General features: G+C 57.8%; 25 protein-coding genes, 1 tRNA gene and 1 pseudogene. 15 read left to right on the plus strand and 12 right to left on the minus strand.

Annotated elements, in window-relative coordinates; genetic code table 11:
* Nucleotides 1–40: 40 nt before the first annotated feature.
* Nucleotides 41–1,183, minus strand: a complete 1,143-nt coding sequence (locus ACT3UQ_RS09695) for a glycosyltransferase family 4 protein (protein ID WP_105554056.1) — start codon at nucleotides 1,181–1,183, stop codon at nucleotides 41–43.
* A 972-nt stretch (nucleotides 1,184–2,155) separates the two neighbouring features.
* On the opposite strand from ACT3UQ_RS09695, the pseudogene ACT3UQ_RS09700 reads away from it, so the two are divergent.
* Both ACT3UQ_RS09700 and ACT3UQ_RS09705 read left to right on the plus strand, forming a co-directional pair.
* Nucleotides 2,156–2,473: pseudogene (locus ACT3UQ_RS09700) on the plus strand (EamA family transporter); the annotation flags it as partial.
* Between the two features lie 24 nt (nucleotides 2,474–2,497).
* Entirely contained in the window at nucleotides 2,498–3,004 is a 507-nt protein-coding gene (locus ACT3UQ_RS09705; protein WP_308729562.1) for a DMT family transporter, read from the plus strand.
* Here the strand turns inward: ACT3UQ_RS09705 and ACT3UQ_RS09710 are convergent.
* The gene (locus ACT3UQ_RS09710) at nucleotides 3,001–3,204 is read right to left on the minus strand and encodes a hypothetical protein (protein ID WP_105554058.1); all 204 of its coding nucleotides are present in this window, start codon (nucleotides 3,202–3,204) and stop codon (nucleotides 3,001–3,003) included. The genes ACT3UQ_RS09705 and ACT3UQ_RS09710 overlap by 4 nt on opposite strands.
* A 168-nt stretch (nucleotides 3,205–3,372) precedes the next feature.
* Between ACT3UQ_RS09710 and ACT3UQ_RS09715 the strand changes: the two genes are divergently transcribed.
* Nucleotides 3,373–3,918 carry a peptidylprolyl isomerase gene (locus ACT3UQ_RS09715; protein WP_105554059.1) on the plus strand — a complete coding sequence of 182 codons (546 nt, stop codon included), beginning with the start codon at nucleotides 3,373–3,375 and terminating at the stop codon, nucleotides 3,916–3,918.
* 248 nt (nucleotides 3,919–4,166) lie between these two features.
* Complete coding sequence (locus tag ACT3UQ_RS09720) at nucleotides 4,167–4,874, plus strand: rhomboid family intramembrane serine protease (RefSeq protein WP_444637046.1); 708 nt, start codon at nucleotides 4,167–4,169, stop codon at nucleotides 4,872–4,874.
* A gap of 494 nt (nucleotides 4,875–5,368) precedes the next feature.
* On the opposite strand, the gene ACT3UQ_RS09725 is transcribed toward ACT3UQ_RS09720, so the two are convergent.
* A complete protein-coding gene (locus ACT3UQ_RS09725) occupies nucleotides 5,369–6,004 on the minus strand; it encodes a LysE/ArgO family amino acid transporter (protein WP_444637047.1) in 636 nt (211 codons plus the stop codon).
* 71 nt (nucleotides 6,005–6,075) lie between these two features.
* Here ACT3UQ_RS09725 and ACT3UQ_RS09730 point away from each other — a divergent pair, with 71 nt between their 5' ends.
* The gene (locus ACT3UQ_RS09730; RefSeq protein WP_444637048.1) at nucleotides 6,076–6,960 is read left to right on the plus strand and encodes an ArgP/LysG family DNA-binding transcriptional regulator; all 885 of its coding nucleotides are present in this window, start codon (nucleotides 6,076–6,078) and stop codon (nucleotides 6,958–6,960) included.
* 82 nt (nucleotides 6,961–7,042) lie between these two features.
* Entirely contained in the window at nucleotides 7,043–7,360 is a 318-nt protein-coding gene (locus ACT3UQ_RS09735; protein WP_105569324.1) for a DMT family transporter, read from the plus strand.
* A 3-nt stretch (nucleotides 7,361–7,363) separates the two neighbouring features.
* On the opposite strand, the gene ACT3UQ_RS09740 is transcribed toward ACT3UQ_RS09735, so the two are convergent.
* Nucleotides 7,364–7,621, minus strand: coding sequence for a cell division protein CrgA (locus ACT3UQ_RS09740; protein ID WP_096282923.1), 258 nt, complete (start codon nucleotides 7,619–7,621; stop codon nucleotides 7,364–7,366).
* 213 nt (nucleotides 7,622–7,834) lie between these two features.
* On the opposite strand from ACT3UQ_RS09740, the gene ACT3UQ_RS09745 reads away from it, so the two are divergent.
* Genes ACT3UQ_RS09745 through ACT3UQ_RS09755 form a run of 3 tightly spaced genes read left to right on the plus strand, consistent with a single transcriptional unit; the run spans nucleotide 7,835 to nucleotide 9,429 of the window.
* Nucleotides 7,835–8,611: a class E sortase gene (locus ACT3UQ_RS09745; RefSeq protein ID WP_105554064.1), complete on the plus strand. Its 777-nt coding sequence runs from the start codon at nucleotides 7,835–7,837 to the stop codon at nucleotides 8,609–8,611.
* 9 nt (nucleotides 8,612–8,620) lie between these two features.
* Entirely contained in the window at nucleotides 8,621–8,788 is a 168-nt protein-coding gene (locus ACT3UQ_RS09750; RefSeq protein ID WP_181148310.1) for a hypothetical protein, read from the plus strand.
* The gene (locus ACT3UQ_RS09755) at nucleotides 8,785–9,429 is read left to right on the plus strand and encodes an anthranilate synthase component II (protein WP_444637049.1); all 645 of its coding nucleotides are present in this window, start codon (nucleotides 8,785–8,787) and stop codon (nucleotides 9,427–9,429) included. The genes ACT3UQ_RS09750 and ACT3UQ_RS09755 overlap by 4 nt, the downstream gene beginning before the upstream one ends.
* On the opposite strand, the gene pknB is transcribed toward ACT3UQ_RS09755, so the two are convergent.
* Genes pknB through ACT3UQ_RS09790 form a run of 7 tightly spaced genes read right to left on the minus strand, consistent with a single transcriptional unit; the run spans nucleotide 9,430 to nucleotide 18,679 of the window.
* A complete protein-coding gene (gene pknB, locus ACT3UQ_RS09760) occupies nucleotides 9,430–11,346 on the minus strand; it encodes a Stk1 family PASTA domain-containing Ser/Thr kinase (RefSeq protein WP_105650538.1) in 1,917 nt (638 codons plus the stop codon).
* Nucleotides 11,343–13,139 (minus strand): protein kinase domain-containing protein, encoded by a 1,797-nt coding sequence (locus ACT3UQ_RS09765; RefSeq protein WP_444637050.1) that lies wholly within the window; start codon nucleotides 13,137–13,139, stop codon nucleotides 11,343–11,345. The genes pknB and ACT3UQ_RS09765 overlap by 4 nt, the downstream gene beginning before the upstream one ends.
* Nucleotides 13,136–14,596, minus strand: a complete 1,461-nt coding sequence (locus ACT3UQ_RS09770) for a penicillin-binding transpeptidase domain-containing protein (RefSeq protein WP_444637051.1) — start codon at nucleotides 14,594–14,596, stop codon at nucleotides 13,136–13,138. The genes ACT3UQ_RS09765 and ACT3UQ_RS09770 overlap by 4 nt, the downstream gene beginning before the upstream one ends.
* Nucleotides 14,593–15,981: an FtsW/RodA/SpoVE family cell cycle protein gene (locus ACT3UQ_RS09775; RefSeq protein ID WP_096282929.1), complete on the minus strand. Its 1,389-nt coding sequence runs from the start codon at nucleotides 15,979–15,981 to the stop codon at nucleotides 14,593–14,595. Before ACT3UQ_RS09775 ends, ACT3UQ_RS09770 begins: the two co-directional genes overlap by 4 nt.
* Complete coding sequence (locus ACT3UQ_RS09780; protein ID WP_096282930.1) at nucleotides 15,978–17,375, minus strand: PP2C family protein-serine/threonine phosphatase; 1,398 nt, start codon at nucleotides 17,373–17,375, stop codon at nucleotides 15,978–15,980. The genes ACT3UQ_RS09775 and ACT3UQ_RS09780 overlap by 4 nt, the downstream gene beginning before the upstream one ends.
* A 3-nt stretch (nucleotides 17,376–17,378) precedes the next feature.
* Entirely contained in the window at nucleotides 17,379–17,858 is a 480-nt protein-coding gene (locus tag ACT3UQ_RS09785; RefSeq protein WP_096282931.1) for an FHA domain-containing protein FhaB/FipA, read from the minus strand.
* A complete protein-coding gene (locus ACT3UQ_RS09790; RefSeq protein WP_096282932.1) occupies nucleotides 17,855–18,679 on the minus strand; it encodes an FhaA domain-containing protein in 825 nt (274 codons plus the stop codon). Before ACT3UQ_RS09790 ends, ACT3UQ_RS09785 begins: the two co-directional genes overlap by 4 nt.
* Before the next feature lie 270 nt (nucleotides 18,680–18,949).
* On the opposite strand from ACT3UQ_RS09790, the gene ACT3UQ_RS09795 reads away from it, so the two are divergent.
* Nucleotides 18,950–19,033 (plus strand) — tRNA-Leu (locus ACT3UQ_RS09795).
* Nucleotides 19,034–19,358: 325 nt separating this feature from the next.
* Entirely contained in the window at nucleotides 19,359–19,874 is a 516-nt protein-coding gene (locus ACT3UQ_RS09800; RefSeq protein ID WP_096283002.1) for a YdeI/OmpD-associated family protein, read from the plus strand.
* Here ACT3UQ_RS09800 and ACT3UQ_RS09805 read toward each other — a convergent pair whose 3' ends face one another.
* The gene (locus ACT3UQ_RS09805; RefSeq protein ID WP_255248297.1) at nucleotides 19,875–20,918 is read right to left on the minus strand and encodes a LacI family DNA-binding transcriptional regulator; all 1,044 of its coding nucleotides are present in this window, start codon (nucleotides 20,916–20,918) and stop codon (nucleotides 19,875–19,877) included. It lies immediately after the preceding gene.
* 139 nt (nucleotides 20,919–21,057) lie between these two features.
* Here ACT3UQ_RS09805 and uriH point away from each other — a divergent pair, with 139 nt between their 5' ends.
* The 4 genes from uriH (at nucleotide 21,058) to ACT3UQ_RS09825 (ending at nucleotide 24,131) form a co-directional block, all read left to right on the plus strand.
* A complete protein-coding gene (uriH, locus tag ACT3UQ_RS09810; RefSeq protein WP_096282933.1) occupies nucleotides 21,058–22,017 on the plus strand; it encodes a uridine-preferring nucleoside hydrolase UriH in 960 nt (319 codons plus the stop codon).
* 91 nt (nucleotides 22,018–22,108) lie between these two features.
* Entirely contained in the window at nucleotides 22,109–22,807 is a 699-nt protein-coding gene (locus tag ACT3UQ_RS09815; protein WP_096282934.1) for a dienelactone hydrolase family protein, read from the plus strand.
* A 77-nt stretch (nucleotides 22,808–22,884) separates the two neighbouring features.
* The gene (locus tag ACT3UQ_RS09820; RefSeq protein WP_096282935.1) at nucleotides 22,885–23,316 is read left to right on the plus strand and encodes a universal stress protein; all 432 of its coding nucleotides are present in this window, start codon (nucleotides 22,885–22,887) and stop codon (nucleotides 23,314–23,316) included.
* 95 nt (nucleotides 23,317–23,411) lie between these two features.
* On the plus strand, nucleotides 23,412–24,131 hold the full coding sequence (locus tag ACT3UQ_RS09825) for a LysR family transcriptional regulator substrate-binding protein (protein ID WP_444637052.1): 720 nt from the start codon (nucleotides 23,412–23,414) through the stop codon (nucleotides 24,129–24,131).
* Nucleotides 24,132–24,158: the final 27 nt, after the last annotated feature.

Genomic DNA, 24,158 nt, shown 5'->3' on the forward strand with positions numbered 1-24,158 from the left:
CCTTTCGCTTTACCCAAGAGCCACGAAACAAACGATGCGACTACTGGCTGACGCGAGCACGCATCACATTCTTGTAATGGCCGAGCAATTGTTCACCGATACTGAACCACGTGCGCTCTTGCACGCTCAGATAGGCGGTTCGAGCAAATGCCAGCCGCTTGGCATCATCGTAAATGAGGTCGCTCACCCGGGCGCGAAGCTCATTGAGATCTCCCGGGGCGTAAAGCCACCCTGTGCGCGAGGAATCCACTAAATCCAGTGGCCCTCCCCTGCCCACCGCTACGACCGGCACAGCACAAGCCATGGCTTCTTGGATGGTTTGGCAGAAAGTTTCCGAGGCGCCCGGATGAACGAACACATCAAAGGATGCAATGACTTCCGCTAGACGGGTACCCGAGAGGAAGCCGGTGAAGTGGGCATCGGGCAACGCGTTGCGTAGTTCGTCTTCCAAAGGCCCGGAACCAACCACCACGATTCGGGTGTTCGGCAGCGAATTGAGCACTCGAAGATCTGCCACCTGCTTCTCTGCGGCCAGGCGACCCACATAGCCAATGATGCGTTCACCATTGGGTGCGATAGCCGTACGGAACTTAATATCGCGACGCTCTGGTGTGAACTGAACGGTGTCTACTCCCCTGCGCCCCCACGCGAGCCGTGTGACGCCCAGAGATTCGAGCTGACGCCGAGAAAAGGAACTTGGCACCAGCGTGAGGTCCGCGGCCGTGTGAATGGCTCTGACGTGTTCCCAGAGCCTCTCGGTGAGCCATGGCATCTTATAACGAGCCGCGTAGGTCGGCACTTCAGTTTGATACATCGCCAGCGTCGGGATATCCAATTCCTGCGCGGCGCGCAAGGCACGCCAGCCCAGGAGGAAAGGACTTGCCAGGTGAACTACGTCGGGAGCTTCCTTGGCCAGAATTTTTTTGAGCCGGCCTGAGCCTCCGGCGGCTAAACGCACTTCTGGATATCTGACCATGGCTACTGAAGGGACGGTGATTACCGGAAATCCCTTGTACGTCCGTGGCACGCTATGGCCCTTGAGCTCACCGGACAGTGAGCCCGCCGGGGTGATAACCACCGCGCTATGGCCGGTGAGGGCCAAATGATCGAGGGTCCTTAGGACCGAGTTGGTGACCCCATTGACGTGGGGCAGGAACGATTCAGCAACGATAGCAACCTTCACATCTCCATACTGCGGTTTCGGGGTAACGCCGAGCTTAACGTGCCCTACAGCGTTCATTAACTTCTAGCTTCGGCCATTCGCCAGGGAGTCATATCCCCGAAAAAATATCGAAGGTGTCTCTACCTAAGCAGCCGCCGAACATGGATCATGGAGGTGAACAGAAAGTAGCTCGAGACTCTCGACTCGCGGTTTCGCGTTTCCCGATACTTCTTCGGCATGGCGGCTTAGGCGGCCGGTTTCCCCGGGTGCTTGCTCGAATTGAATTTGTGGATCAATCCGCTGCTCATGGTCAACATGTTCCGCAGGGTCGCTCCTTGTCACTTCCTGACTTCGCTTTGGAATTCGAATCGCCGCTTCCGGTGGTGCCATTGCTTGGTTGGCCGGTGGCGATGACAAATGTAGCCAGCTGGTTCGCCGGACAGCACCTGCCGGTAGTCCCTGGCATGATGGCCAGAACCGTCGTTAGGATCGTACCGATCCCGGTGACCTGCGGCCTGCTGCTTCGGATGTTCTTGCATAAGCCAGTTCCAGCGAGGCTGCCCGCTTGCCACGGATTTCATGTTTCGCCATTTCCTTTGCCGCCCCGATTATCGTCGCCCTATGTGCTGGACCTATCCGAGTCGCTGGCTTATTAGTCTTGTTCACGGGGATTGTGCACAACTGCTTGGGGCTGGCCGTTGGCTAAGGGATTGCTGAATTGCTAGAGGGACCCGAAGCAATCAGTCCGACTACCGCCTTGGAATCCAGAATTCCCGGCGCGGTATTTTCAGTGTGGCGCAAATTATTGGGTCTTCGATGGCGGCATATTTGCTTCTTATGAGGGGCGAATAAATCGATATATAGGCATTTGAGTTGCGTGTATGCATAAATCCGTATATATAAATACGAATCTTTGCGGGCTGGCTTCAGTCACGGTTCAAGGCAGTGACCCCAAACTTGTAAACTTAGCCGGTGACGTTCTTATTGGCCGCGGTGGGAATACTCGGCATTTCAGCATCTGGCCCCATCATCGCGGCATTTCCCAGCGTCCCGGTGATGTCCATGGCCTTCTGGCGCAATGCGGCAGCGGCCCTCATTCTTGCCGCACCTTCCATCAGGAAGAATCCTCGGGCGTACCTGCAATTCACTCGCCGCGAATGGTTTTATCTTCTCGTGGTCGGCGGCGCGCTTGCCCTGCACTTTGTGTGTTTCATGTTTGCCGTCCGAATGACCAGCGTCGCAGCGGCAACCGCCCTAGTTTGCATTCAGGGCGTTTGGATAGCTTTGTTTCAATCCCTGCGCGGAGTTCGCTACCGCTCCCCGGTAATTATCGGTATGAGCGTCGCGATTCTAGGAGTAGTGACGATCACCGGATTCGACTTGGGGCAGGGGCGCACCGCATTCTTCGGAGACCTCTTAGCACTGGCCGGTGGCATCCTTGCAGCTATTTATACCTTCGCCGGCGCAGCGGCACGGCGCACCATGACGACGTCCAGGTACACCTCGATCTGCTATGCGGTCACCGCGATCTTGCTGCTACTGATGTGCTTGTTTACAGGCCAACCGCTCTGGGGATTTGATGCCTGGGGTTGGCTGGGGATCATCTTGCTGACGGTGTGCGCACAGTTATTTGGGCATACAGCGATGAACCATTTGTTGAGTGTTCTCGGTCCGTTGACGGTTTCGACCTTGATCTTGTTGGAGATTCCAGGCGCTGCCCTGCTCGCGGCTTTGCTCCTAGGTCAGGTGGTTCCTGTCGGGACCTATCTGGGTTTAGGGATTATTCTGGTGGGACTTGTTCTAGTAGTGCGTGGGCAGGCGAAGCCCAAACTTGAGGTTTAGTCCTCGGAGATAAGATTTTGGACTTCGGCGACATTCGCTTCGCGAGATTCAACAGGTTGCTGCGGCTCTGCGATTTTTGGTTCGTTTTCCCAAGGGTCCTCAACGGGCCTTGAAGCCTTCCACATGGCTACGCCTAAGGCCACGAGTCCGACGAACACGCCGAATGCCAAAAGTTTTCCTGCTGCACTTTTCTTGCTCATGGTTACTCCCTAATGAATCAATTTTCGTTACCAGCTACGTCCAGACTAGGCAGTTAGCTGATGCGAGGCCAGTGTTCAACAGACGCGCTCGGATAATCGCGCAAATGTTTCACTCAACGCGTACCCCAGCTTTGGCGGCCTCGCCCCTACTCATGGGAGAATAAAGCCATGACCGCAAACGCAACGCATAAAGCCACGATTCACACTACTTTGGGCGACATCGTCGTCGATCTTTTCGGCAACCACGCCCCGAAGACCGTAAAGAACTTCGTTGGCTTGTCGACCGGTGAGCAGGAATGGGTACATCCAGAATCCGGTGACAAGAAGACCAACACCCCGCTATACAGCGGGACCATCTTCCACCGCATCATCTCGGACTTCATGATTCAGGGTGGCGACCCACTGGGTCAGGGCTTCGGCGGCCCAGGCTACCAGTTCGATGACGAGATCCACCCAGAACTGAACTTCAACGAGCCATACAAGCTAGCCATGGCAAATGCCGGTATCCGCATGGGCCGTGGAACCAACGGTTCCCAGTTCTTCATCACCACCGTCCCAACCGCATGGTTGCAGGGCAAGCACACCATTTTCGGTGAAGTGACCGAAGCCGAATCACGCAAGATCGTCGACGCGCTGAACGCAGTTGCCACTGACGGCCGTGACAAGCCAGCGGAAGATGTTGTTATCAACTCGGTAGATATCGAGACCCTGTAACACCCTCTTTACCGACGTCGGCTCCGGTGATTCCCTAGTGGAGTCGCCGGAGCCGACGTATTTAACAGATAAACGCGCTAATGAGATCAAGGTTGAAATAGATGTCTTACGGTCAAGTGACTCCCGCGGGCCAAACCGCCCCCACCTGTTTTAGGCACCCCGAAACGATCTCATATGTGTCATGCACCCGCTGTGGTCGCCCGGTGTGCCCACGCTGTCAGGTTCCTGCGCCGGTCGGAGTACAGTGCGTGGAATGCGTCAACGAAGCAAACAGGAACATTCCTACACAGCGCACCGAATTCGGCGCACGAGCACGCCAAGGCGCCCCGATTATCACTTATTCGTTGATCGCACTCAACGTCGTGGCCTATATTGCCCAGTGGGTCATCCCGGGAACCACCGCGAGTATGGTGCTGGTGCCGGCGCTGGCTGGTTGGGAACCCTGGCGCCTGATCACTAGCGCATTTGCTCACTCAACTGGTTCCATTTTCCACCTAGCAATGAACATGTACGGAGTTTACCTCTGTGGTGTATTCCTAGAGCCTCGCTTGGGGCGGGCCCGCTTCGGCTGGTTGTATCTGCTCAGCGCTTTAGGCGGCTCACTGGGGATCTTGTTGCTTAGCCCCGCGCTGAGTGCCACCTTGGGTGCTTCGGGCGCATTGGCGGGACTTTTCCTTTCTCTCTTCGTCGTCTTCCGTACCAACAAGCAAGTCCTGCGGCAAATGGGTATCGTGCTGGCGCTAAATGTTGTGCTCGGCTTCGTCGTATCGGGGATCTCCTGGCAAGGACACTTAGGTGGCGCCGTGATTGGCGCGCTAGCTGCCGCCTGCATCGTTCTGGTGCCTCGTAATCCACAACGTTCGAAGATTCAGTTCACGTTGTTGGGGATTATGACGATACTTGTTGCCTTGGCGATATATCTTTCCGCGGCAGCGGTCAAATGGCCGATGGGCTAGTTCGAATTCTCTAGGCCCGAGTTATCCACACAATTTATCCACACTGTTAATAACTTACACCCGTGTAACTCACCCTTAGAGGTCAATCCCCCTCCCCCGAAACCACTGAACTTCCGCGGATATGCCATCCGAGGTATTGAATACGCACAGCTTTACCCACATTTGTGGATAACTTTTAAACAGGGCCTGTAGATAGCAATATTACGAAGGTGCATAGGGGGTGCGATCGCTTGTTCGAATCTTTAAGCGAATCGGCCAATTTTGGGGACATTGCCGATACGGGCAAGATGTCCACACGAGTAATCCACAGTGTTAATAACTTACAAGCATGTGATTCCACAGTCTTTATTCGGCCATGAGTAGGCCTTTTCCTTGATTTGTACATGTAGTCGCAGTGTTATCCACACCTGTGGATAAAGTTGTGAACAAGTAAGCGTGACTGTTCTCCACAGGGTGTGTGGATAAGCTGTTAATACTGTGGATATCTGACGTGCCTAGCCAAAAAGCGGTAGTACTAGCAAGACGGCAAAAATGGCCATGAAAACGCAGATGATCCCGTCAAGAACGCGCCAAGACTTGGCGCTGGAGAACACTCGCGCTAAGAACCTTGAGGCGTAGCCAAGCGCGACGAACCAGGTAATGCTGGCGGCTATCGCACCACCGGCGAAGTGCCATTTCCCTTCGGCCTGCGTTACCGCCACCGAGCCTAGCAGCAGCACGGTATCCACATAGACATGCGGATTAAGCCAAGTCAACGCCAACGTGGCTAGTGCGACGGAAATCCTGGCGGTCGGCTCCGATGAGTTCGATGTACTCAGAACACCCGGAGAAATTGCCCGACGCAACGCGAAAATTGCATAGCAAGCAAGGAAGATGAACCCTCCTACCCTCGCATAAGTGAGAATCCATGGTGCGCGCTCAATGATGGCCCCGATTCCGTACACGCCTGCAAGGATCAACAAAATGTCTGACAGAGCGAAGATGCATACCGTCAGTAGTACGTGTTCTCGTCTGATTCCTTGGCGAAGAAGAAAGGCGTTCTGCGCTCCGATGGCAATGATTAGCGAAAGCCCTGTGGAGAAGCCGAGGATTCCTGTGGAGAAGCCGAGGATTGCTGACGTGTGGATCATGGGGTAACCGTAAAAGAAACTCTTCTTCGCTGTCGAACTTAAAAAACTGATGCTGCATTAGTATTTCTAATGTGAATCTTGATCTCGAGCACCTAGATACTCTTCTTGCGGTGGTGGATTCAGGCAGCTTTGACGATGCTTCTATCGACCTTGGAGTGACGCCGTCCGCAATCAGCCAACGTATAAAAGCCTTGGAAAGTCGACTCGGTTCAATATTGCTGGTGCGCAGTCGGCCAGTTAAACCAACGGAGAAGGGCGCAAGAGTTCTGCGCTATGCTAGACAGATTTCCTTGTTGGGCACAGAGTTCAGCCACGAACTCATGCGAGACGAGGTGCTACAGGGCAAAATAACGCTCTCGATCGGCGTAAATTCCGATTCTCTTGCGACCTGGTTTGCTCCCGTATTCACCGAACTGACTCGGTGGCCGCAACTTAGCTGCGAGATTCTACGCACCGACGAAAATCTCACCATGGAACTTCTACGCACCGGACGGGTCAGTGGCGTGGTGACTAACAGCCCGGAAGTAGCGCAGGGATGTTCCGTCCAACGACTGGGGGCTATGCGATACCGTGCGGTCGCCGCGCCAAACTTACTGAGCACGTGGACTGCCCAGGATCTGTCGCAAATGCCGATAGTACTTTTTGATCGAGAAGACCCGCTCCAGCACCAAATGCTTGAGCGTATTGACAGCTCAAAGAAGCGACCTACTGGAACTATTTATTACGTCCCGGATTCTTCGCAGTTTGTCCATGCAATACGCGCCGGCATGGGTTGGGGAATGGTGCCTGAGCAACAATTGTGCTTAGCGTCGGAGCTGAAGGTGCTCGACGATAGTTGGTTCATCGACGTCCCCTTGTACTGGCAGCGCTGGTCGGTGGATTCACCTGCGCTTGACCGGCTCGGGTCCATATTGCTCAACGCCGCAGAGCAAAACGGGCTCGATTTGCTAATCTGAGGGGGAGTCGGCAGCAAGCCCACTCCCGGACGAGGGAGCCGTACCCGGAACGACAGCTAAGACGGCCAGTAAGGTAACTGGCATGTATTGGCTAATTCTCGTGATCTCGGGGCTTTTTGAAGCGGTTTGGGCTACAGCATTGGGGATGAGCTCCGGGCTCACAAAACTCGTCCCAACAATTATCTTTTTCACTGCGCTAGTGATTTCAATGGGCGGGCTAGCCTACTCAATGAAAGAAATCCCCACCGGAACCGCTTATGCGGTCTGGGTGGGGATTGGGGCTTCTCTGACTGTCATCTATTCAATAGCGACCGGTCAAGAAGCATTCTCAGCGCTGAAAGTGTTCTTTATTGTCGGGCTGATCGGCTGCGTAATCGGCCTAAAAACCGTCAGTCACTAAATGCTATTTCCAGCCAGTCGTCATGAAAAAGCCGACCATGGCAATGCCAAAGCCGATGACAATGTTCCAACCGCCAATGCTAGGGATTGGGAATAGTGTCTGCGAAATGTAATAAACAATAATCCAAACCAATCCCAGCAGCATCAAGCCGAACATCACTGGCTTGTACCAGCTAGGCATGGGCTTATCCACCGCATGGGCGCCTTGTGCTGTCTGCTGGGACTGTGTTTTGTTCTTGCGTCGTGGCTTAGACTCTGGCACTAGAACGCTCCCTCGGCTTCATCCGCATAGTGTAGTAAATGTGGGAGACTCTCAGGTCTTCCCGGTAGGCTTGGGGCAGGTAATGAACGAACGATCGCATCGATTTCCTGCGTAGATTCCATACTAGCCGTAATGTGCGTTGTCCATTGATTTACGGTTCACGGAAGTTCACCCGACTTTTAGTGCCCGATCGCCCAAAGGAGCATCACCGTAGTGAATCGTGTAGCGTCCGCGCCCGGGCGAAGAATGGCCCGTGAAAAGCAAACTGTCGGAGGCAGGGTCACTGGATTCCTCGGTGAACTGCTCATTACCTTGGGCATCGTCCTGATGCTTTATGTCGTCTGGGAACTCTGGTGGACGAATATCGATTCTGCAAATGCCCAGAAAGAAGTCACACAAAACCTAGTTCAAGACCTAGGCGATGTGGTGATTCCCGAAGAAGGCGTCGAAGAAGAAGAGGATATCGATTACGGTCCAGCTCCGACGGCCGAAGCTGCTCCGGGGGACACCTTCGGAATCATGTACTTCCCAACCTTCGGTAAAGACGGGACTCACCATCCGGTGAGCTACGGTGTGCAGAGCTCCGTGATCGATAATCTCGGAATCGGATACTATCCGAATACCCAGTTGCCGGGAGAAAAAGGAAATTTTGCGGTCGCCGCTCATCGCCAAACCCACGGGCAGGTCTTTTGGGATATCGATAAATTGGATAATGGGGACCATGTCTACTTGCAAACCAAGGAAGGCTATTACACCTACACCTGGTTTGACACTGAAATCGTTGCTCCGTCCAATGGCGACGTTCTGCTTCCAACGCCCCATCAGTGGGGCGTTGAGCCCACGGAATCAATTCTCACGATGACCAGCTGCCACCCACCATTTAGCACTCGTGAACGCATCATTGCCTATTCCGAGCTGACCGATTGGCGCCCACTAGATGCCGGCCCGCCCAAGGAAATTCGGGAACTCGTTGCAGACGCCACAAGCTAGGGAGAAATAATGTACGCATGGATTTTTCGAAATCTGCCAGGACCGGTCTGGTTACGCATTATTGAGGCATTGATCCTGATCGCCGCGGTCGTGTTGTTGCTGATGGTGTATGTTTTCCCATGGCTGTCGCAATACAGCCCGTTTACCGACTCTACGATTGGCCAGATAACCCTGTGAGTACCACCAAGATCCTCGTAATCGACAATTACGATAGCTTCGTCTACACCCTCGTCGGTTATCTTCAAGAGCTCGGCGCGGAAACCACCGTGTACCGCAATGACATGATCAGCCTCGAGCAGGCGACCGACCTTGCTTCCGAGTACGACGGTGTACTGATTTCTCCCGGACCAGGGGATCCTGCTGGAGCTGGAGTGAGCATCGACCTGATCAAATGGTGCGGTACGCACGCCAAGCCGATGCTCGGCGTCTGCCTGGGCCACCAGGCCCTAGCCGAAGCCTATGGAGGCACGGTTACGCATGCCGAAGAGCTGATGCATGGAAAGACCTCATTGGTCAGCCATGAAAACCATCCGGTTTTCAAGGACGTGGCTAATCCATTTACCGCCACGCGCTACCATTCGCTCGCTGCCATACGCGAGAGCATTCCGGAGTCTTTGGAAATTATCGCGCAGACCGCCGGGGGAGTCATCATGGGGTTGGCGCATCGCAGCGCGCCGCTGTGGGGGCTGCAGTACCATCCCGAATCCGTGCTCACCGAACAGGGCTACCAGATGCTCGGCAACTGGTTGGAGTTCGTAGGTCTGCAGGGCGCGGCCGGCAAAGCCGCAACCCTTAGTCCACTATTTAGCGGCGAGTAGTTACCCCTCTTGGTTTCCTCTGCCTCGGCCATTTCCATTCCCCGGTCCACGTGTGGACTGAGGAGGCTTTGAAGATTCCGGCGTCGGAGAAGTAGCTTCTTCTGGCTCGTCAGTTTCCTCGGATTCTTCCGAATCATCGGCAGGTTCCGAGGACGTAGGCGTTTCACTGGGAGTGGGCTCGGCTCGTTTAATCGCTTCTGATACCTTCACTAGCGATCCCTGGGGGGCGTCCGTTCCGGCGACAGGATCTTGCAAGAAGAGGGTGCCTGGCTCTTCATCGCTTTCGACCTCAACGAACTGGGCGCGCAGTCCGACGTCATCTGATGTCAGTGCCTTTTCCGCTTCATCGCGGCTCATCCCGGTGACGTCTGGAACCTTGACCATACCCGTTGAAAGAATCAGGTCAACGGTCGAGCCCGCTTTGACCTTCGAGCCGAGTTCAGGGCTGGTACCAATCGCCCAATCGGTAGGGATGCTCGGGTGGTTTTCACGGCTAACTTCGCCTACGACCAGCCCTGCTTCGCGGATTGCATCGCGGGCAGCTACCTCGGATTGGTTCTCCAAGGACTCAGGGATAACCCGATCCTCGGATCCATCGGAGATGAAAAGCTTCACGGTGGAGTCCTTGGGAAGATCCGTCCCGTCATTCGGGTCGGTGCGCGTGGCCTTATTCTCGTCAATGTCGTCGCTGAATTCATGTTCGACGTTCACCTTGAAGGTCGCATCATTCAGCAATCGCGTCGCATCCTCCTCGGAGAGGTTCTTAACCTCGGGAACTGCCACTGGCGCGCGCTGTTCTGCCTCCGCCTGCAGGGATCGAATGACCAGGAAACTGGCGATGCCCACGGCGATCAAGGCGATGATGGTCAACAACCAAATCAAGCCACGATTCGACCGATGCTCCCGGGGCTCGGTCTCCCTAGCATCTGAACGGGAGGAAAAGACCGGGTGCTCGCTGGTGACCGGGTGTCGAGGTGGGGAACTGTCTTCTGCACGCTCGTAGAAGGGCACGGTAGCGGCGAGAATCGTGGCCGACTCATCTCGGTATTCAATTCCGTTTTGCGCATCTTCCAGGGCCGCGGCAAAGGCTCCGGCGGACTGGAAGCGTTGATCCCGTTCCTTGGCCAGGGATTTGAGCACCACCGGGTCATAGATTTCCGGCAGGGAGCTGTTGACCTCACTCGGCGGAACGGGGCTCTCGCCGACATGTTGGTAGGCGACTGAAACTGGGGAGTCCCCGGTGAAAGGAGGCTGATGGGTGATCAACTCGTAGAAGAGGCAACCGGCGGAGTAAATATCCGAACGGTAGTCCACCAACTCACCACGCGCTTGTTCGGGAGAGAAGTACTGCGCGGTGCCAACCACCGCGGCGGTCTGCGTCATCGTCGCTGAGGTGTCCATGGCTCGGGCGATCCCGAAGTCCATGAGCTTCACGTGGCCCTCATCGGTCAACATGATGTTGGCCGGTTTGATATCGCGGTGCACCACATTTTTCATATGCGAATGATCTAGCGCATCGCATACGCCGCGAATTAGTTCGACCGCATACTGTTCGTCGACTTGCTCTTCGCTCAGTACCTGCTTCAAGGTTCGTCCGGAAACATATTCCATGACGATATACGGAGAGGTGGAATTGCTGCGTTCGGTAGCCGGCAGTTCACCGGTGTCATACACTGCGACGATATTTGGGTGGCTCAGCCCGGCTACCGATTTCGCCTCGCGACGGAATCTATTGACCACCATCGGATTATCCGCTGTGTCGTGCCGCAGGACCTTCACCGCGACCTTGCGCGCGAGCGTATGATCGGTGGCCAAATAAACGTCGGCCATGCCTCCACGGCCGATCAACGAGTGAATTTCGTAGCGGTCGGCGATCAGCCGGGGCAAGCCTGGCGGCAATGCATCAAATTCACTCATGGTGCTTCGCTTGTGCCTGTTTCTTCTGGTGCTGGTGATTCGGTAGGGCTTGACGTTGGTGTGGTGCTAGGCGTCGACGAGGGGGTTTCCTCAGGCTCTGGGCCCAAGGAAAGTACCAAGGAGACACGCGAACCTGGGGTGACCTGAGTGCCTTCGACAGGGGTCTGCTTCAGCACCGTGCCCGCTACGGAGGAGTCGTACTCTTCCCCACCCTTAGTCACGGCGAGTCCGGAGTCCTGCAACAGCTTCTGCGCTGCCTCATAGCTCATGCCGGTTACCGCGGGAACCTCGGTCATTTCGGGAGCCTTGGCATAGCTGACGTTGATGGTGGAACCTGGTTCAACGCTGCCGGTCGGGGAAACCGACAAGACTTCGCCCGGCTCGGCCTCGGAAGTTTCCGTGGCCGTGGCAGCTACTTCCAATCCGAGCGAATTCAACTCGCTGGTCACCGTGTCGATGTCCTGACCGACCAAGCCGGAGGGCACGGTGACGAACTGGGCTGTTTCGCTTGACTCGGTGGTCTGCTCGCTAGGTTCGCTGGTCTCGTCGCTTGGCTCGGTGGTTTCCTCGCTCGGCTCGGAGCTTTCCACAGAGGCCGTGGTACTAGCCGGCGGAACGGTCGGCTCCTCATTTGAAGAATTGATCTTGGGAATCAGCCAAGCGCCGAGGGCGATGAGCGCGGCCAGGACGATGACAACCACCAATGGAATGATCCACGGGTTGCGCTTCTCCTCGGCATAGTCGTCTTGACGGTCTATCTGATGCTCGTCGAAGCCTTCGTCATCATAGCCTGCGGCGGCTAGCCCGGCTTCGGCCGGTGCCACTACGGTCGGCATGGCGTCGGTCATTGGCGGAGCGGTTTCGACCGGGGTCACCGCGCGGGTGGCGTCATCATCGATGTTCAGCGCCTGGGTGGCATCATCTTGCACACCGGTAATCAGCATGCCGGGCACGGAGATGGTCGCGGTGTTGGTGTCCCCCTTGCGCAGCGCTTCGGCGGCGTCGGCCAACGCGTTGGCGTTCGCCGGACGGTCTGCCGGGTTCTTGGCGAGCATCGACATGATCAGCTGGCGCACTGGCGCCGGAAGCGAATCCGGCAAGGCCGGAGGCGCGTCGTTGACCTGGGCCAAGGCGATGGCGATCTGTGATTCACCGGTGAATGGGCGACGCCCTGCAAGGCATTCGTAACCGATGACGCCCAGCGCGTAGATATCCGAGCTGCCGGTGGCGATCTGCCCGGTAGCCTGCTCGGGGGCCAGATACTGGGCGGTGCCCATTACCTGTCCGGTGGCGGTCAGCGGGACCTGGTCGGCCAGACGTGCGATGCCGAAGTCGGTAATCTTCACCACGCCGGTAGGCATGACCAGGATATTTCCCGGCTTCACGTCGCGGTGAACCAAGCCGTGCTCGTGGGCTGCGGCCAAGGCACGCGCGGTTTGAGCGATCAGCGACAAGGTGCGGTCCACGTCGAGCTTGCGCTCGCGTTCGATGATCGTCGAAAGCGGCGGGCCCGGAACGAGTTCCATGACCAAGTAGGCGGAGCCTTGCTCCTCGCCGTAGTCGAAGACTCCGGCGATGCCCGAGTGGTTCAGCAGCGCCGTGTGGCGCGCTTCGACGCGGAAACGAGTCAAAAAACTCTCGTTGTCCGTGTACTCCTCTTTAAGGATCTTGATCGCTACTAGACGCCCGAGAACCTGGTCTCGTGCCTTCCAGACCTCGCCCATGCCACCGATCGCGATGCGGTCGGTCAGCTTGTATCGACCGCCCAAGGTGGTGCCCGTTACTGGCCTCACTTGTTGAACACCGCCTCTGTCATCTTCTTCATCAGTGACCCGGCCGTGTTGTGGCCGGTGTTGTAATCTACTTGTTCAATATTGACCGTGATAGCAACCTGCGGATCGTCTCCCGGCGCGAAACCGGTAATCCAGGAATTCACGATCGGGGTTCCGTCGTCTTCGGTTCGGACCTGTGCGGTACCGGTCTTGGCTCGCAGGTCTACACCCGGTACCGCAGCGTTCATCGCGGTTCCGGAGGTGACCGGTCCCTTCATCAAATCAGCTACCGTATTGGCAACTTCTTTGGTAGTAGCCGTTGAGAAAGCCTTCGGCTTCGGATCTTCGATAACACGCAAATCCGGGGCTATGACCTTATCGACCATATTTGGCTGCATGATTACCCCGTCATTGGCGATAGCCATGGCGACCATGTTCATCTCCAAAGGGGTGGCCTTGGTATCAAATTGCCCGATGGTGGACATGGCCAACTCCGAAGCGGTGATTCCGGTGGGGAATTCGCTGGCAGTGACGGACTGCGGAATGTTCAACTGCTGTCCAAAGCCGAAGCGTTCGGTGACGTCCTCGTAGGGTTCCGCTCCGAGCTTCTCGCTGATGCCAACAAAAGGCGTATTGCAGCTCTGGGTAAAGATGAACTCCAACTGCGCTTGCGGGCGGCGCGCACAGATGCCTTCTTCAAAGTTGCCAAGTTGGGTATTGGTCCCGGGCAGGGTGACCTTGGTTGGGTTGTCCAACATGGTATCCAGATCGTATTCCCCGGATTCGAGTGCGGCCACAGTACTCAAGATCTTGAAGGAGGAACCCGGTGCGACCAGATGGCCGATTGCCGGGTTGACGTAAGGGCTGAGGCCCGAAACGCCGGTCAGCTCCTTCATGTTCTCCGCCGCCGCAGAGGTCGAATGCACCGCCAGATCGTTTGGATCGTAGCTTGGCTTCGAAGCCATGGCCAGAATGTCACCGGTTTTCGGGTCCGTGACGACAATGGTGGCGCGTAACCCATCGGGAATCATCTCGTAGGCCTGCTTTTGCAGTTCCCCGTCGATGGTCAACTCGACCGATGCGCCTTCCGCGGTCTGTCCGGTGAACATCGCGGTGAGCCGGTCAAAGACGAGGTCGGAACTGCTGCCGGTCAACCAGTCATTGAGCTCTGACTCCAGGTGTGTGCTGCCATTGGCCAAGGAGTAGTAACCGGTTAGGTGAGCGTACTGCTGGGGGTCGTTGTACCGACGCTGATAGGTGAATTGACCGTCGTCGGTGGGTACCGATTCGGCAATGGGCTTGCCATCGACCAAAATGGCACCACGCGGCAGGTCGAACTCGCGGAAGAGCTGACGCTTATTCAACGAGTTCTCGGCAAGTTTCTCGGAGCTGAAGAACTGGATGTAGCTCAATCCCGCCAGGCAAATTACAAACATCATGGTCAGCGCGATCCAGACGCGCTTAATGGCTTGATTCATACGTTCTTCACCGCCTTAGGGGTCGTGGCTCCCGGGGTCGCAATCTCGTCGGTTGGTCCCACGCCGCCGGTCATCGGTCGGCGCGAGTTATGCGAAATCATCAGCAGCAAGGAGATGATGATCCAGTTGGCGAGCAAGGAGGAGCCGCCGGCAGCCATAAATGGAGTGGCCAGACCGGTCAGTGGAATCAAACGTGTTACGCCGCCGATGATGACGATGCACTGCAGCCCCAGGGTGAAGGACAGCCCCGCCGCAAGCAGCTTGCCGAAGGTATCACGCGAACCCAACGCGGCACGTAAACCGCGGCTGATCAGCAGCATGTACAGCAGGATAATTGCCGTCAGGCCGATCAGGCCGAGCTCTTCACCGAAGGAAGCGATGATCATATCCGAGTTCGCTAGCGGCACCCGGTATGGGGATCCCTCGCCTAAGCCGGTGCCGAAGAGGCCACCATCGGCCATGCCGAATAGCCCTTCGACAATCTGCATGCTGCCGCCCCTGGCCTGGTAGATCTCCGGGTCGAAGGCATTTAGCCAAACATCGACGCGCCGGGTCACGTGGCTCATCGTGGTGGCTGCGAAGACACCGCCGGCCGCGACCATGAGCAAGCCGATCAGCACCCAGGAGATGCGCGCGGTAGCCACATAGATCATCACGATGAACAGGCCGAAGAAGAGAATCGAGGAACCTAGGTCGCGCTGGACCACCAGCACTCCGATGGACAAGATCCAGGCCACCACCATCGGGGCCATATCGCGACGGCGCGGCAATTGCAACGGGCCGATTTTACGCCCGGCCATCAAGATCAGATCTCGGTTGGAGGAAAGATATCCGGCAAAGAAGATCGACAAGGTGATCTTTGCCAGCTCACCGGGCTGCATCGAGAATGCGCCGAGCCGAACCCAAATGCGGGCACCGTTAATGGTCACGCCGAACCCGGGAATCATCGGCAGCAGCAGCAAGATAATGGATGCCAACAAGGCGATATAGGTGAATCGGCGAAGCACTCGATGATCGCGAATCGCCCACAGAACGATGGCGGCGATGATGACCGCGATGGCGGTCCAAAGCAGCTGCCGCATCGACTGACTTGTGGTTTTGGCCAAGTCAATACGGTGGATCATGGCTAGGCCAAGAGCATTCAAGGCCACCGTAATGGGAAGTATTACCGGATCGGCATATTTAGCGAAGATGCGCAGCATGATGTGCAGCAACAGCGCGAGTCCAGCCAAAACCCCGGTCTGCACAAAGAAGTCTTTAGTGTCGTCGCTGTCCGAGGAACTTCCGACGAGGAAGAAGGCAGCGGCGCCGACGCTCAAGGCCAGCAGCAACAGGACCAGCTCAAGGTTGCGCCGTGGAACCGGTGCGGTGTGCAGTTCGCTCATCGCATGATCTCCTGACAGTAGGCTGGCGGAAGTGGAAGGTCGTCGCTGGCACCGTCTGTACCTGGCGCCAAGACCGGACAATTCTGTTTCGCTGTCACCAGCAACTCTTGAATCATCATGCTTGCGTGTTCAAGGCTGTCTGCCGGAATGGAAGATTCCACTCGTTGACGCGAATACTCTGGCAAGGCTTCGAGCGGGATATTGCTGACCGTATCAACCTCGGATAGTGAGATGGGGCCAAGCTCCTGCGGTACGCCCTTGTAGATGGCGACCTTATCTCCGACAGCGCCAACGTAGAACTGGGTTTGTGTCCACAGATAACCCCAGACCCCGAGCCCGATCACCAAAAGGGTGATCATGGTCAGCAGCAATGGCATGATCCAACGGCGGTGCGGAACCCGCGACTCGAGCGGATCGAGGATTTCGCCGGCAGCAGGGGAGCGGTGCGTCAGCAACGCGGCGGCGCGACGCTCACCGGTGTGCTGGGTGACCACCGGTATCTGCCCGGTCTGTGTGGCAAGCTGCGCGGCTCCGACCAGGAGGTGGGGGCGCTGGGAAATTTCATGGCGCAGGACCGACGCGCTCGCCTCAACATCGCCTTCGGCGGCGATGGTCAGCTGTCCGGTATCCGGGGCCGGCTCGAGAACCGAGGGTTCGGCATCTTCGGATTCATCGACCTCGACCAGCTCAAAGAGCACCACCGTGACGTTATCCGGGGCGCCATTGCGCAAGGTCGTGGCCACGAGTTCATTGACGGCCGCATCCATATCTGCGGTGCCACGCACGATTTGTTCGATAATGGGCACGGCTACCGCATCGGTTAGCCCATCGGAGCACAGCAGCCAGCGTTCGCCGGCGGTTGCCTCGAGCTGTTGCACATCCAGTTCGGGGGAGGCATCCGAATCGCCGAGCACGCGCAACAGCACGTTCTTATGCGGGTGGGTCTCCGCCTCGTGGGGTTGAATGCGCCCCTCTTCGACAAGCCGCTGCACGAACGTGTGGTCACGGCTGATCTGTTCAAACTCGTTGTTTTTCAGCCGGTATGCGCGGGAGTCGCCAATGTGCGCCATGTGCAGGGTCTGGCCAGAGAGCAACAGCGAGGTGACGGTGGTGCCCATTCCCGAAAGCTTCGGGTTCGCGCCCACTAGTTCGTTGAGAACCAGATTAGCCGCCTGAATTTCATCGGGAAGCGCATTTTGCGGGTCTGCCGTGTATCGATGGTCAAGATGCACCAGATCTAGCACGGTGGATGCCGAGGCCACATCGCCACCGACGTGTCCGCCCATGCCGTCGGCGAGTACCGCAAGATATTCTCCCGCGTAAGCGGAGTCATCGTTCTTTTTGCGCACGCGTCCGACATCGGACATCGCCGCGAACTTAAACTTTAAAGCCATTGGCTAGGCCTTCAATTCCAGGACAGTCTTCCCGATGCGGATGCGCTGTCCCGGTTCGACCGGCTGCGCGCGGGTGAGCTGGCTGTCGCCTACGAAGGTGCCGTTGGTGGAGCCAAGGTCTTCGATGAACCAACGCGAACCCTGTGGGAAAAGTCGGGCATGGCGGCCCGAGGCATAGTCGTCTTCAAGTACCACGGTGGCATCCTGGGCGCGACCGAACAGGATCGGCTGGCCCTGCAACGGGATACTGCGCCCGGCCAGGGGGCCTTCAACGATCTGTAGGGTATGTACTGCCTTGCGCGTGCTGATCTCTGGTTCGGCAAGTTCTGGATTCTTTTTCAGTGCCCGGGCGCTAGGTGCTCCGGTTCGAGCTCGCGTGCCGATCACCAAGTCACGGCGCATCGCACCGACGATGCTCAGCACGAGCAGCCAAATCAAGACAAGAAAGCCAAGTCGGAACAGGTTGAGAACCAGATCATTCATGCACGGCCTCCGTTGCTAGGCGTAATTAGGCGAAAGACTATCTTGGTCTGTCCGATAGTGATGATCGAACCGTCCAATATACGCGTCTCGCCCGAAATCTTTTTACCGTCCACATAGGTGCCGTTGGTTGAACCTAGATCGGTGACGGCATAAGCGCCTTTGCCCTTCGTTTCGAAACGGACGTGCTGCCGCGAAACGCCGGTGTCATCCACGGGGATGTCGGTGCTCGCCGAGCGCCCAAGCACGATCGAATGGTGATGAAGCGCGAAGCGTTGCCCATTTACCTCGACAACCGCCTGCTTGGGAAGCGGAGCGGCTGCTGGCGCCGCCGGTGGGGGAGTAGGGCGTGGTTGTGCGGTGGTTTTGGGATCCGCAGCTGCGGCGCCCTGGTCCTGCTGCGGTTTGGGGGCCTTTGCCTTGACCGGAGCCGAAGCTACCGAGTTAGCGCTGGAGTCCTTGATGGAACCGGAAACTTCCATTTCGCCGGGCTTGAGCTCCTGGGAATTCACGAAATGAATCATGATGTTTCCTTGGACCGAATAGCCTTGGCTTACGGCATGTTCCGCGGTCACCTTAGCCATCTCGTTGACTACGGGTGAGCCCCACGACTTGGCCGTTGCAAAATCCTTGTCGCTCAACGAGACGATGAAATCGTTCGGAGCAAGACTGCGGCCCTCGCTGATCGCAAGAATTCCACGATCCATTTCGTTGCGCAGGGCGCTGGTGAGTTCAACCGGCTTGATGTCTGCGGTGCTGGTGCCACGAAAGAAGCTGGTGACGACCTTCTCTAAGCCTCGTTCGACGTTGTCGAGAAAGCTCATTGCGTGTGCTCCTTTCCTGTAGTCCACGGCGTTTCAAGGCCTTGCGGTCTTAGTCTGATGCCTTCGAGACACAGAACTTCATTATCGATCTTACTGTTTACAGCTGTGCAATTCCCGGAAATATCCTTGAAGGAACGACGGGCATCATATTCAACGCCCCAACGGCCCAAAAGGTTTCATGTGGCGCTAAGCACATGTGGGCCCTCTGATTAGGCGAACGGCGAAAAGTGCGTGTAAGCTATTTCTTGTTGCCGCGAGAGCGGGAATCATGCGCGAGTGGCGGAATTGGTAGACGCGCTGGCTTCAGGTGCCAGTGCCCTTCGGGGCGTGGGGGTTCAAGTCCCCCCTCGCGCACATGAGAAAAAGAGCCTCTCACTAGTCTGAAAAGACGAAGTGAGGGGTTCTTTTCGTTAACTCGCAGGGCGATCTTGGATTCGGTTCAAGACGCAAAATAGCAGCTGGAGGCTCCTTGGGGGTGCGAATGCCCAACTCCCAGCGAGCCGAGCAAAACGTCGCACGGATTTGCTCCACGTTATCTGCGCCATTCTCCCGAACCGAGAAAAATTATTCGCCGGGCGTGGGAAGAACCACTTTTCCCGACCTTCTGCCCGGACAGATTTCCTTCACCGCCCATCGCATAGAATCGGATTCATTGGATTACCGAAACGGTGGGGGCATCATGGCAGGCACTAACCAAAGCATCGAACTAGCCGGAACTGTGCACCAAGTCGAGGATCGACTGGTATTGCGCTTCGATCAAGAATCCAGTCAAAAACTTCCCAGTCGCGGCCAGGTGGCTGTGCGGCTGGTGGATTCAAACCAAAGTGTCGTCGTGGAGCCAGATGGGCGGCGTGGACATTGGCTGCCTGCCGAACAGCTTGGTCTTGAACTCGGGCAGAGACCCATATTGCAGGTGACGATCGCCGAGCAGTGGCCCGAGGTAACCCTCCCGGAAGATCTAGCCGGCGCCCTTGAGGACGCGAGCGATCTGCAGGACACCTGGGAAGGGCTGACCCCCATGGCCAGATGGGAATGGGCGCGGTGGGTCAAATCGACGAAGAACGCCGCGACGCGTCAGCGGCGGGTGGAGGTCAGCATTTCCAAGCTGCGCGACGGCAAACGGCGCCCCTGCTGCTTTGACCTGTCTTCCTGCACCGATCCGGAAGTTGCCAAGAGCGGAAAGCTCATCGAGTAGTTATTGGGCCCCACCGCTCGAGGCGCGAACCATCAGTTCGCTGGAAAGCAGCAATTGGAATCGCTCGAGGTCCTTGCCCTCGATCAGGGTGCGCAATGCCTGGGCAGCCTCAATGCCTACGGCTTGGGCGTCGAGGCGAACGCTGGTCAGCGAAGGGTTTGAGGTGGCGGAAAAAGGCAGGTCATCGAAGCCGGTGACCGCCAACTCTTGGGGGATCCGCACTCCCACGACGCTTGCTCCATGCAATACGCCGTAGGCGTGCGTATCTGTGGCGCAGGCCAACGCCGTGATGCCCGCGTGTTTCCACTGCTTCCAGTTCGCGGAGAAGGTCGCTGCCGCGTCTCCCATTTCAATGGTTGAGGACCTGATTGCGTCCGCCGGAACTTCCATGCCGTGTTCGGCCGCCGCGCTCAGAAAGGCTTCGCGCCGCATGCGCAGGGTGGCGGTTCCGGTGTTTGCGTCCAGATAGCCAACCTTGCGGTGACCCTGTGCGGCGAGGTGCGCCGCCACGTCCCGTGCGCCTTGGAGCACGTCAAAATTTACCGATGGAACATTTTCTGGCGCATCCGGTGCATCGAGGGCGATCATTGGCAGGGGGCTGGATAGCTCGGCAAGGAATTCAGGTGTAGGTGCATGGACGAGCAATCCGGCCGGGCGCAAGCCCAGCAGGCGCCGGGTTTCGGCGGCGCTCGGTGATAGGCCGGCGTCGGTGACCGAAAGCAGCAGCTGGTAGTCCTCCCCGAGGACCCCGCGAACTCCGGCGATGAGCTTGGCGAAGAAGGGGTTTGAAATATCCGGGGCCACCAGAATGACCAGCGAGCTGACCCCGCGTGCCAGCGAGCTGCCGATGCTGTCTACGTAGTATCCGAGTTCGCGAATCGACTCGCGAACTCGGGCTTCATTTCTTTTGGAGACTCGGCCGCTGGACTTGCCGTTCGCCACCAGCGAGACAGTTGCCGTGGAAACTCCAGCATGGGCCGCGACCATGGCAGCGGTGACCTTGCGCGCTGGCTGGGTTTGCTTCGGCGAATCACCATTGTTCATGGCTCCATCCTAGTGCGCCGTCGAGCGTGCGCAACGTCGGGAGTTAAGCGCTTGACGCTTTGCGTTATCCGAGGAAGAATCAAGGGTAACCACACATCGAACTCCCGATAGCCGGCTATCGGGCGGATCAAGGGCGCAAATGAGCACACCACGTAAGATCATCCTTGACTGCGACCCAGGGCACGACGACGCGGTCGCCATCCTGTTGGCTCACGGAAATCCGCAGATCGAGCTGCTTGCGGTAACTACCGTCGTCGGCAATCAGACGCTGGATAAAGTCACCGACAACGCACTGGCGGTGGGCACCATCGCCGGGATCACCGGGGTGCCATTCGCTGCCGGGTGCGCGCGCCCGCTGGTGCGCAATATCGAAACCGCTCCCCAGGTGCATGGTGACTCCGGGATGGACGGCCCGGCCCAGCCTAAGCCGCGCATCGAATTGGACGAGCGCCATGCGGTGGACCTGATCATCGAGACGATCATGTCGCACGAACCGGGCGAGATCACGCTGGTACCTACCGGAGCGTTGACGAATATCGCGTTGGCGGTGCGCCGCGAGCCACGCATCGTCGAGCGCGTGCGCGAGGTCGTGCTGATGGGCGGCGGCTACCACACCGGAAACTGGAGCGCCGTGGCCGAATTCAACATCAAGATCGACCCCGAAGCGGCGCATATCGTCTTCAATGAGAACTGGCCGGTGGTCATGGTGGGCTTGGATCTCACGCACCAGGCGCTGGCCACCAAGGACGTCGTGCGGCGCATCGAGCAAATCGGCACCGGCCCGGCGAAGTTCGTGCGCGAGCTCATGGACTTCTTCGCTCAGGCCTATCATGACCACCAGGGTTTCGACGCCCCGCCGGTGCATGATCCCTGCGCCGTGGCATATGTGATCGATCCAACCGTGGTGCGTACCCTGCGCGCGCCGGTCAGCGTTGAACTGCGCGGCGAACTGACCCTGGGGATGACGGTAGCTGACTTCCGTGCCCCGGCCTCGGCCGACTGCCATACCTCGGTGGCCGTGGATCTGGATCACGAACGCTTCTGGGATCTAGTTGTCGACGCCCTGGAGCGAATCGGTGAGGTCGAGCTAACAGCGTAGTTTCGGCAAAATCCAGCTAATTGTGATGACAGTCAATGCCAAAGCGCACCGCCATGCATAGACTGGAGATAAATACAGCTCAGGAGGCGAAGTGGCAGTCAAAACCCCGCACCAGAACGTAACCTTCGAATCGTCCGGAACGCAGGCGCACGGCTATCTTGCGCTTCCCGAGTCCGGTAAAGGCCCCGGCGTCATCGTGATCCATGAATGGTGGGGGCTCACCGACCATATTCGCGATATCGCAGACCGGCTCGCCGACCAGGGCTTTGTCGCCTTGGCTCCGGATCTCTACGGCGGCTCGATCACCCATGATGGCGACGAGGCCGGCAGGATGATGTCCGAACTGCCCGAGGAAAAGGGCGCAGAGCTCCTCTCTGGTGCGGTGGACTACCTGCTCGCCAGCGACCATGTCACCAGCGGCAAGCTGGGAGCCATTGGATTCTGCATGGGTGGCGGTTTCGTCTTGCAGCTGGCCGCTCAGCAGGGCGAAAAGATCGGCGCTGCGGTTCCGTTCTACGGTGTCGGCCAGGGTGTGCCCAATGAATTCAGCGGCGTGCGCGCGGCAATCCAGGGTCACTACGCGAACTTCGACGACTCCTATCCGGCCGCCGAGGCCAAGGCCCAGGAGGAACGGATCCGCCGTGAATCCGGTGCCGAGGTGCAGTACTTCTACTACGACGCCAAGCACGCATTCCACAACGACGAGAACCCGGCGGGCAATTACGACGCCCAGCTCGCGGACCTCGCCTGGCAGCGCGCCGTGGACTTTTTGCGACAAAAAGCCAACTAAGCACATAAAGTGGTAGGCATCACAGTTGGTGTATGCCTCGAATACTTCCGAAGCAATCCAAAACTCAAGGAGAAATAATGTCTGAAACCATCCTCGTAGGTGTTGACGGTTCCGAAACCGCTCAGCGTGCAGCTCGCCGGGCCGCCGAACTTGCCGTGAAGCTCGACGCCGATCTGGTGGTGCTCACCGCTCACGCCTCGGACAACACCGAGGTCGTCTCCATCGGCAGCGACACCTGGATCCTCGACGACGCCGAGCAGGCTCGCAAGCTGGCCCAGCGTGTGGCAAATGACGTGCGCAACGCGGTGCCAGGCGTGAAGATCAGCGCCGCTGCCGGCCACGGCAAGCCAGGCGACGTCCTGATCGCCGATGCAACCGACCGCGGCGCATCGATGATCGTCGTCGGCAACGTGGGCATGAAGGGTCTGGGCCGCGTGCTCGGCTCGGTCGCCTCCTCGGTAGCCCACTCGGCACCATGCGACGTGCTTGTGGTCAAGACCGACAAGTAAGCGAAGCTTGAACTGCGGCGGGCACGGATCTTTCCCGGCCCGCCGCAGTGCTTTAACCGCACCGCACCCCAGCAAAAGACCAGTAGGCTTTAACCGTGCAAAAACTTCGAGTTTCCTACGTAGCAGGCGTCACCCCGGGCAAGTGGATGGATCGCTTCACCGAACGCTACCCGCAGGTCGAATTCCAGGCTTCGCGTTATGACGGCGAGGACATCCTCGGCCTGCTGGCAACCGATCAGGCCGATGCCGTCTTCGTGCGCTACGTCGGGGATTCGCCGAAGGACGCCACGCGGCATCTCATTCCGCTCTACGAAGAGCTCGAGGTCGTCTGCGCGGCCAAAGACCACGACGTCGAGTACCACGAGGAAACCATCGACGAGCAGGAAGTGTCGAAATTCCCGCAGCTTGACCTGTCCGAGTACCCGGAAGAAGCCGGCGGGATCCCGATCGCGATGGAAGTTGTCGCCTCCGGCGCGCAGGTGCTGCGCGTTCCGCAGAGCATCGCCCGGCTGTACCAGCGCAAAGACGTGGTCTATCGCCTCATCGAGGGCGGAGCGAGAACGCAAATCGGGATCGCCTGGCCCACCGGACTGGCCGACACCGAACTGGTCGACGAATTCATCGGCATCGTCCGCGGACGCAGCGCAAACTCCTCCCGCCAGGCCTCGGTGCGCAGCACCCAGCAAGAAGCCAAAGCGGTTAATGACAAGCTGCGTGCGGTGGCCAAGGAAAAGGCGAAGCTGCGCGCAAAGCAGGAAAAACAAACTAAGGCCAAAGCGCGCTCGGGCGGTGCTAAGTCCCGCAAGCGCCGATAATAACCTAGTCAGCCACGCTAGAGACAT

The organism is Glutamicibacter sp. AOP12-B1-11 (genome assembly GCF_052379245.1).
Classification (GTDB): Bacteria; Actinomycetota; Actinomycetes; order Actinomycetales; family Micrococcaceae; genus Glutamicibacter.

Coding starts and splice junctions, on each gene's coding strand:
- ACT3UQ_RS09705 (WP_308729562.1), top strand. CDS start 2,498: ATGAGCGTCGCGATTCTAGGAGTAGTGACGATCACCGGATTCGACTTG.
- ACT3UQ_RS09710 (WP_105554058.1), bottom strand. CDS start 3,204: ATGAGCAAGAAAAGTGCAGCAGGAAAACTTTTGGCATTCGGCGTGTTC.
- ACT3UQ_RS09715 (WP_105554059.1), top strand. CDS start 3,373: ATGACCGCAAACGCAACGCATAAAGCCACGATTCACACTACTTTGGGC.
- ACT3UQ_RS09725 (WP_444637047.1), bottom strand. CDS start 6,004: ATGATCCACACGTCAGCAATCCTCGGCTTCTCCACAGGAATCCTCGGC.
- ACT3UQ_RS09735 (WP_105569324.1), top strand. CDS start 7,043: ATGTATTGGCTAATTCTCGTGATCTCGGGGCTTTTTGAAGCGGTTTGG.
- ACT3UQ_RS09750 (WP_181148310.1), top strand. CDS start 8,621: ATGTACGCATGGATTTTTCGAAATCTGCCAGGACCGGTCTGGTTACGC.
- pknB (WP_105650538.1), bottom strand. CDS start 11,346: ATGAGTGAATTTGATGCATTGCCGCCAGGCTTGCCCCGGCTGATCGCC.
- ACT3UQ_RS09770 (WP_444637051.1), bottom strand. CDS start 14,596: ATGAATCAAGCCATTAAGCGCGTCTGGATCGCGCTGACCATGATGTTT.
- ACT3UQ_RS09775 (WP_096282929.1), bottom strand. CDS start 15,981: ATGAGCGAACTGCACACCGCACCGGTTCCACGGCGCAACCTTGAGCTG.
- ACT3UQ_RS09780 (WP_096282930.1), bottom strand. CDS start 17,375: ATGGCTTTAAAGTTTAAGTTCGCGGCGATGTCCGATGTCGGACGCGTG.
- ACT3UQ_RS09785 (WP_096282931.1), bottom strand. CDS start 17,858: ATGAATGATCTGGTTCTCAACCTGTTCCGACTTGGCTTTCTTGTCTTG.
- ACT3UQ_RS09790 (WP_096282932.1), bottom strand. CDS start 18,679: ATGAGCTTTCTCGACAACGTCGAACGAGGCTTAGAGAAGGTCGTCACC.
- ACT3UQ_RS09800 (WP_096283002.1), top strand. CDS start 19,359: ATGGCAGGCACTAACCAAAGCATCGAACTAGCCGGAACTGTGCACCAA.
- ACT3UQ_RS09805 (WP_255248297.1), bottom strand. CDS start 20,918: ATGAACAATGGTGATTCGCCGAAGCAAACCCAGCCAGCGCGCAAGGTC.
- uriH (WP_096282933.1), top strand. CDS start 21,058: ATGAGCACACCACGTAAGATCATCCTTGACTGCGACCCAGGGCACGAC.
- ACT3UQ_RS09820 (WP_096282935.1), top strand. CDS start 22,885: ATGTCTGAAACCATCCTCGTAGGTGTTGACGGTTCCGAAACCGCTCAG.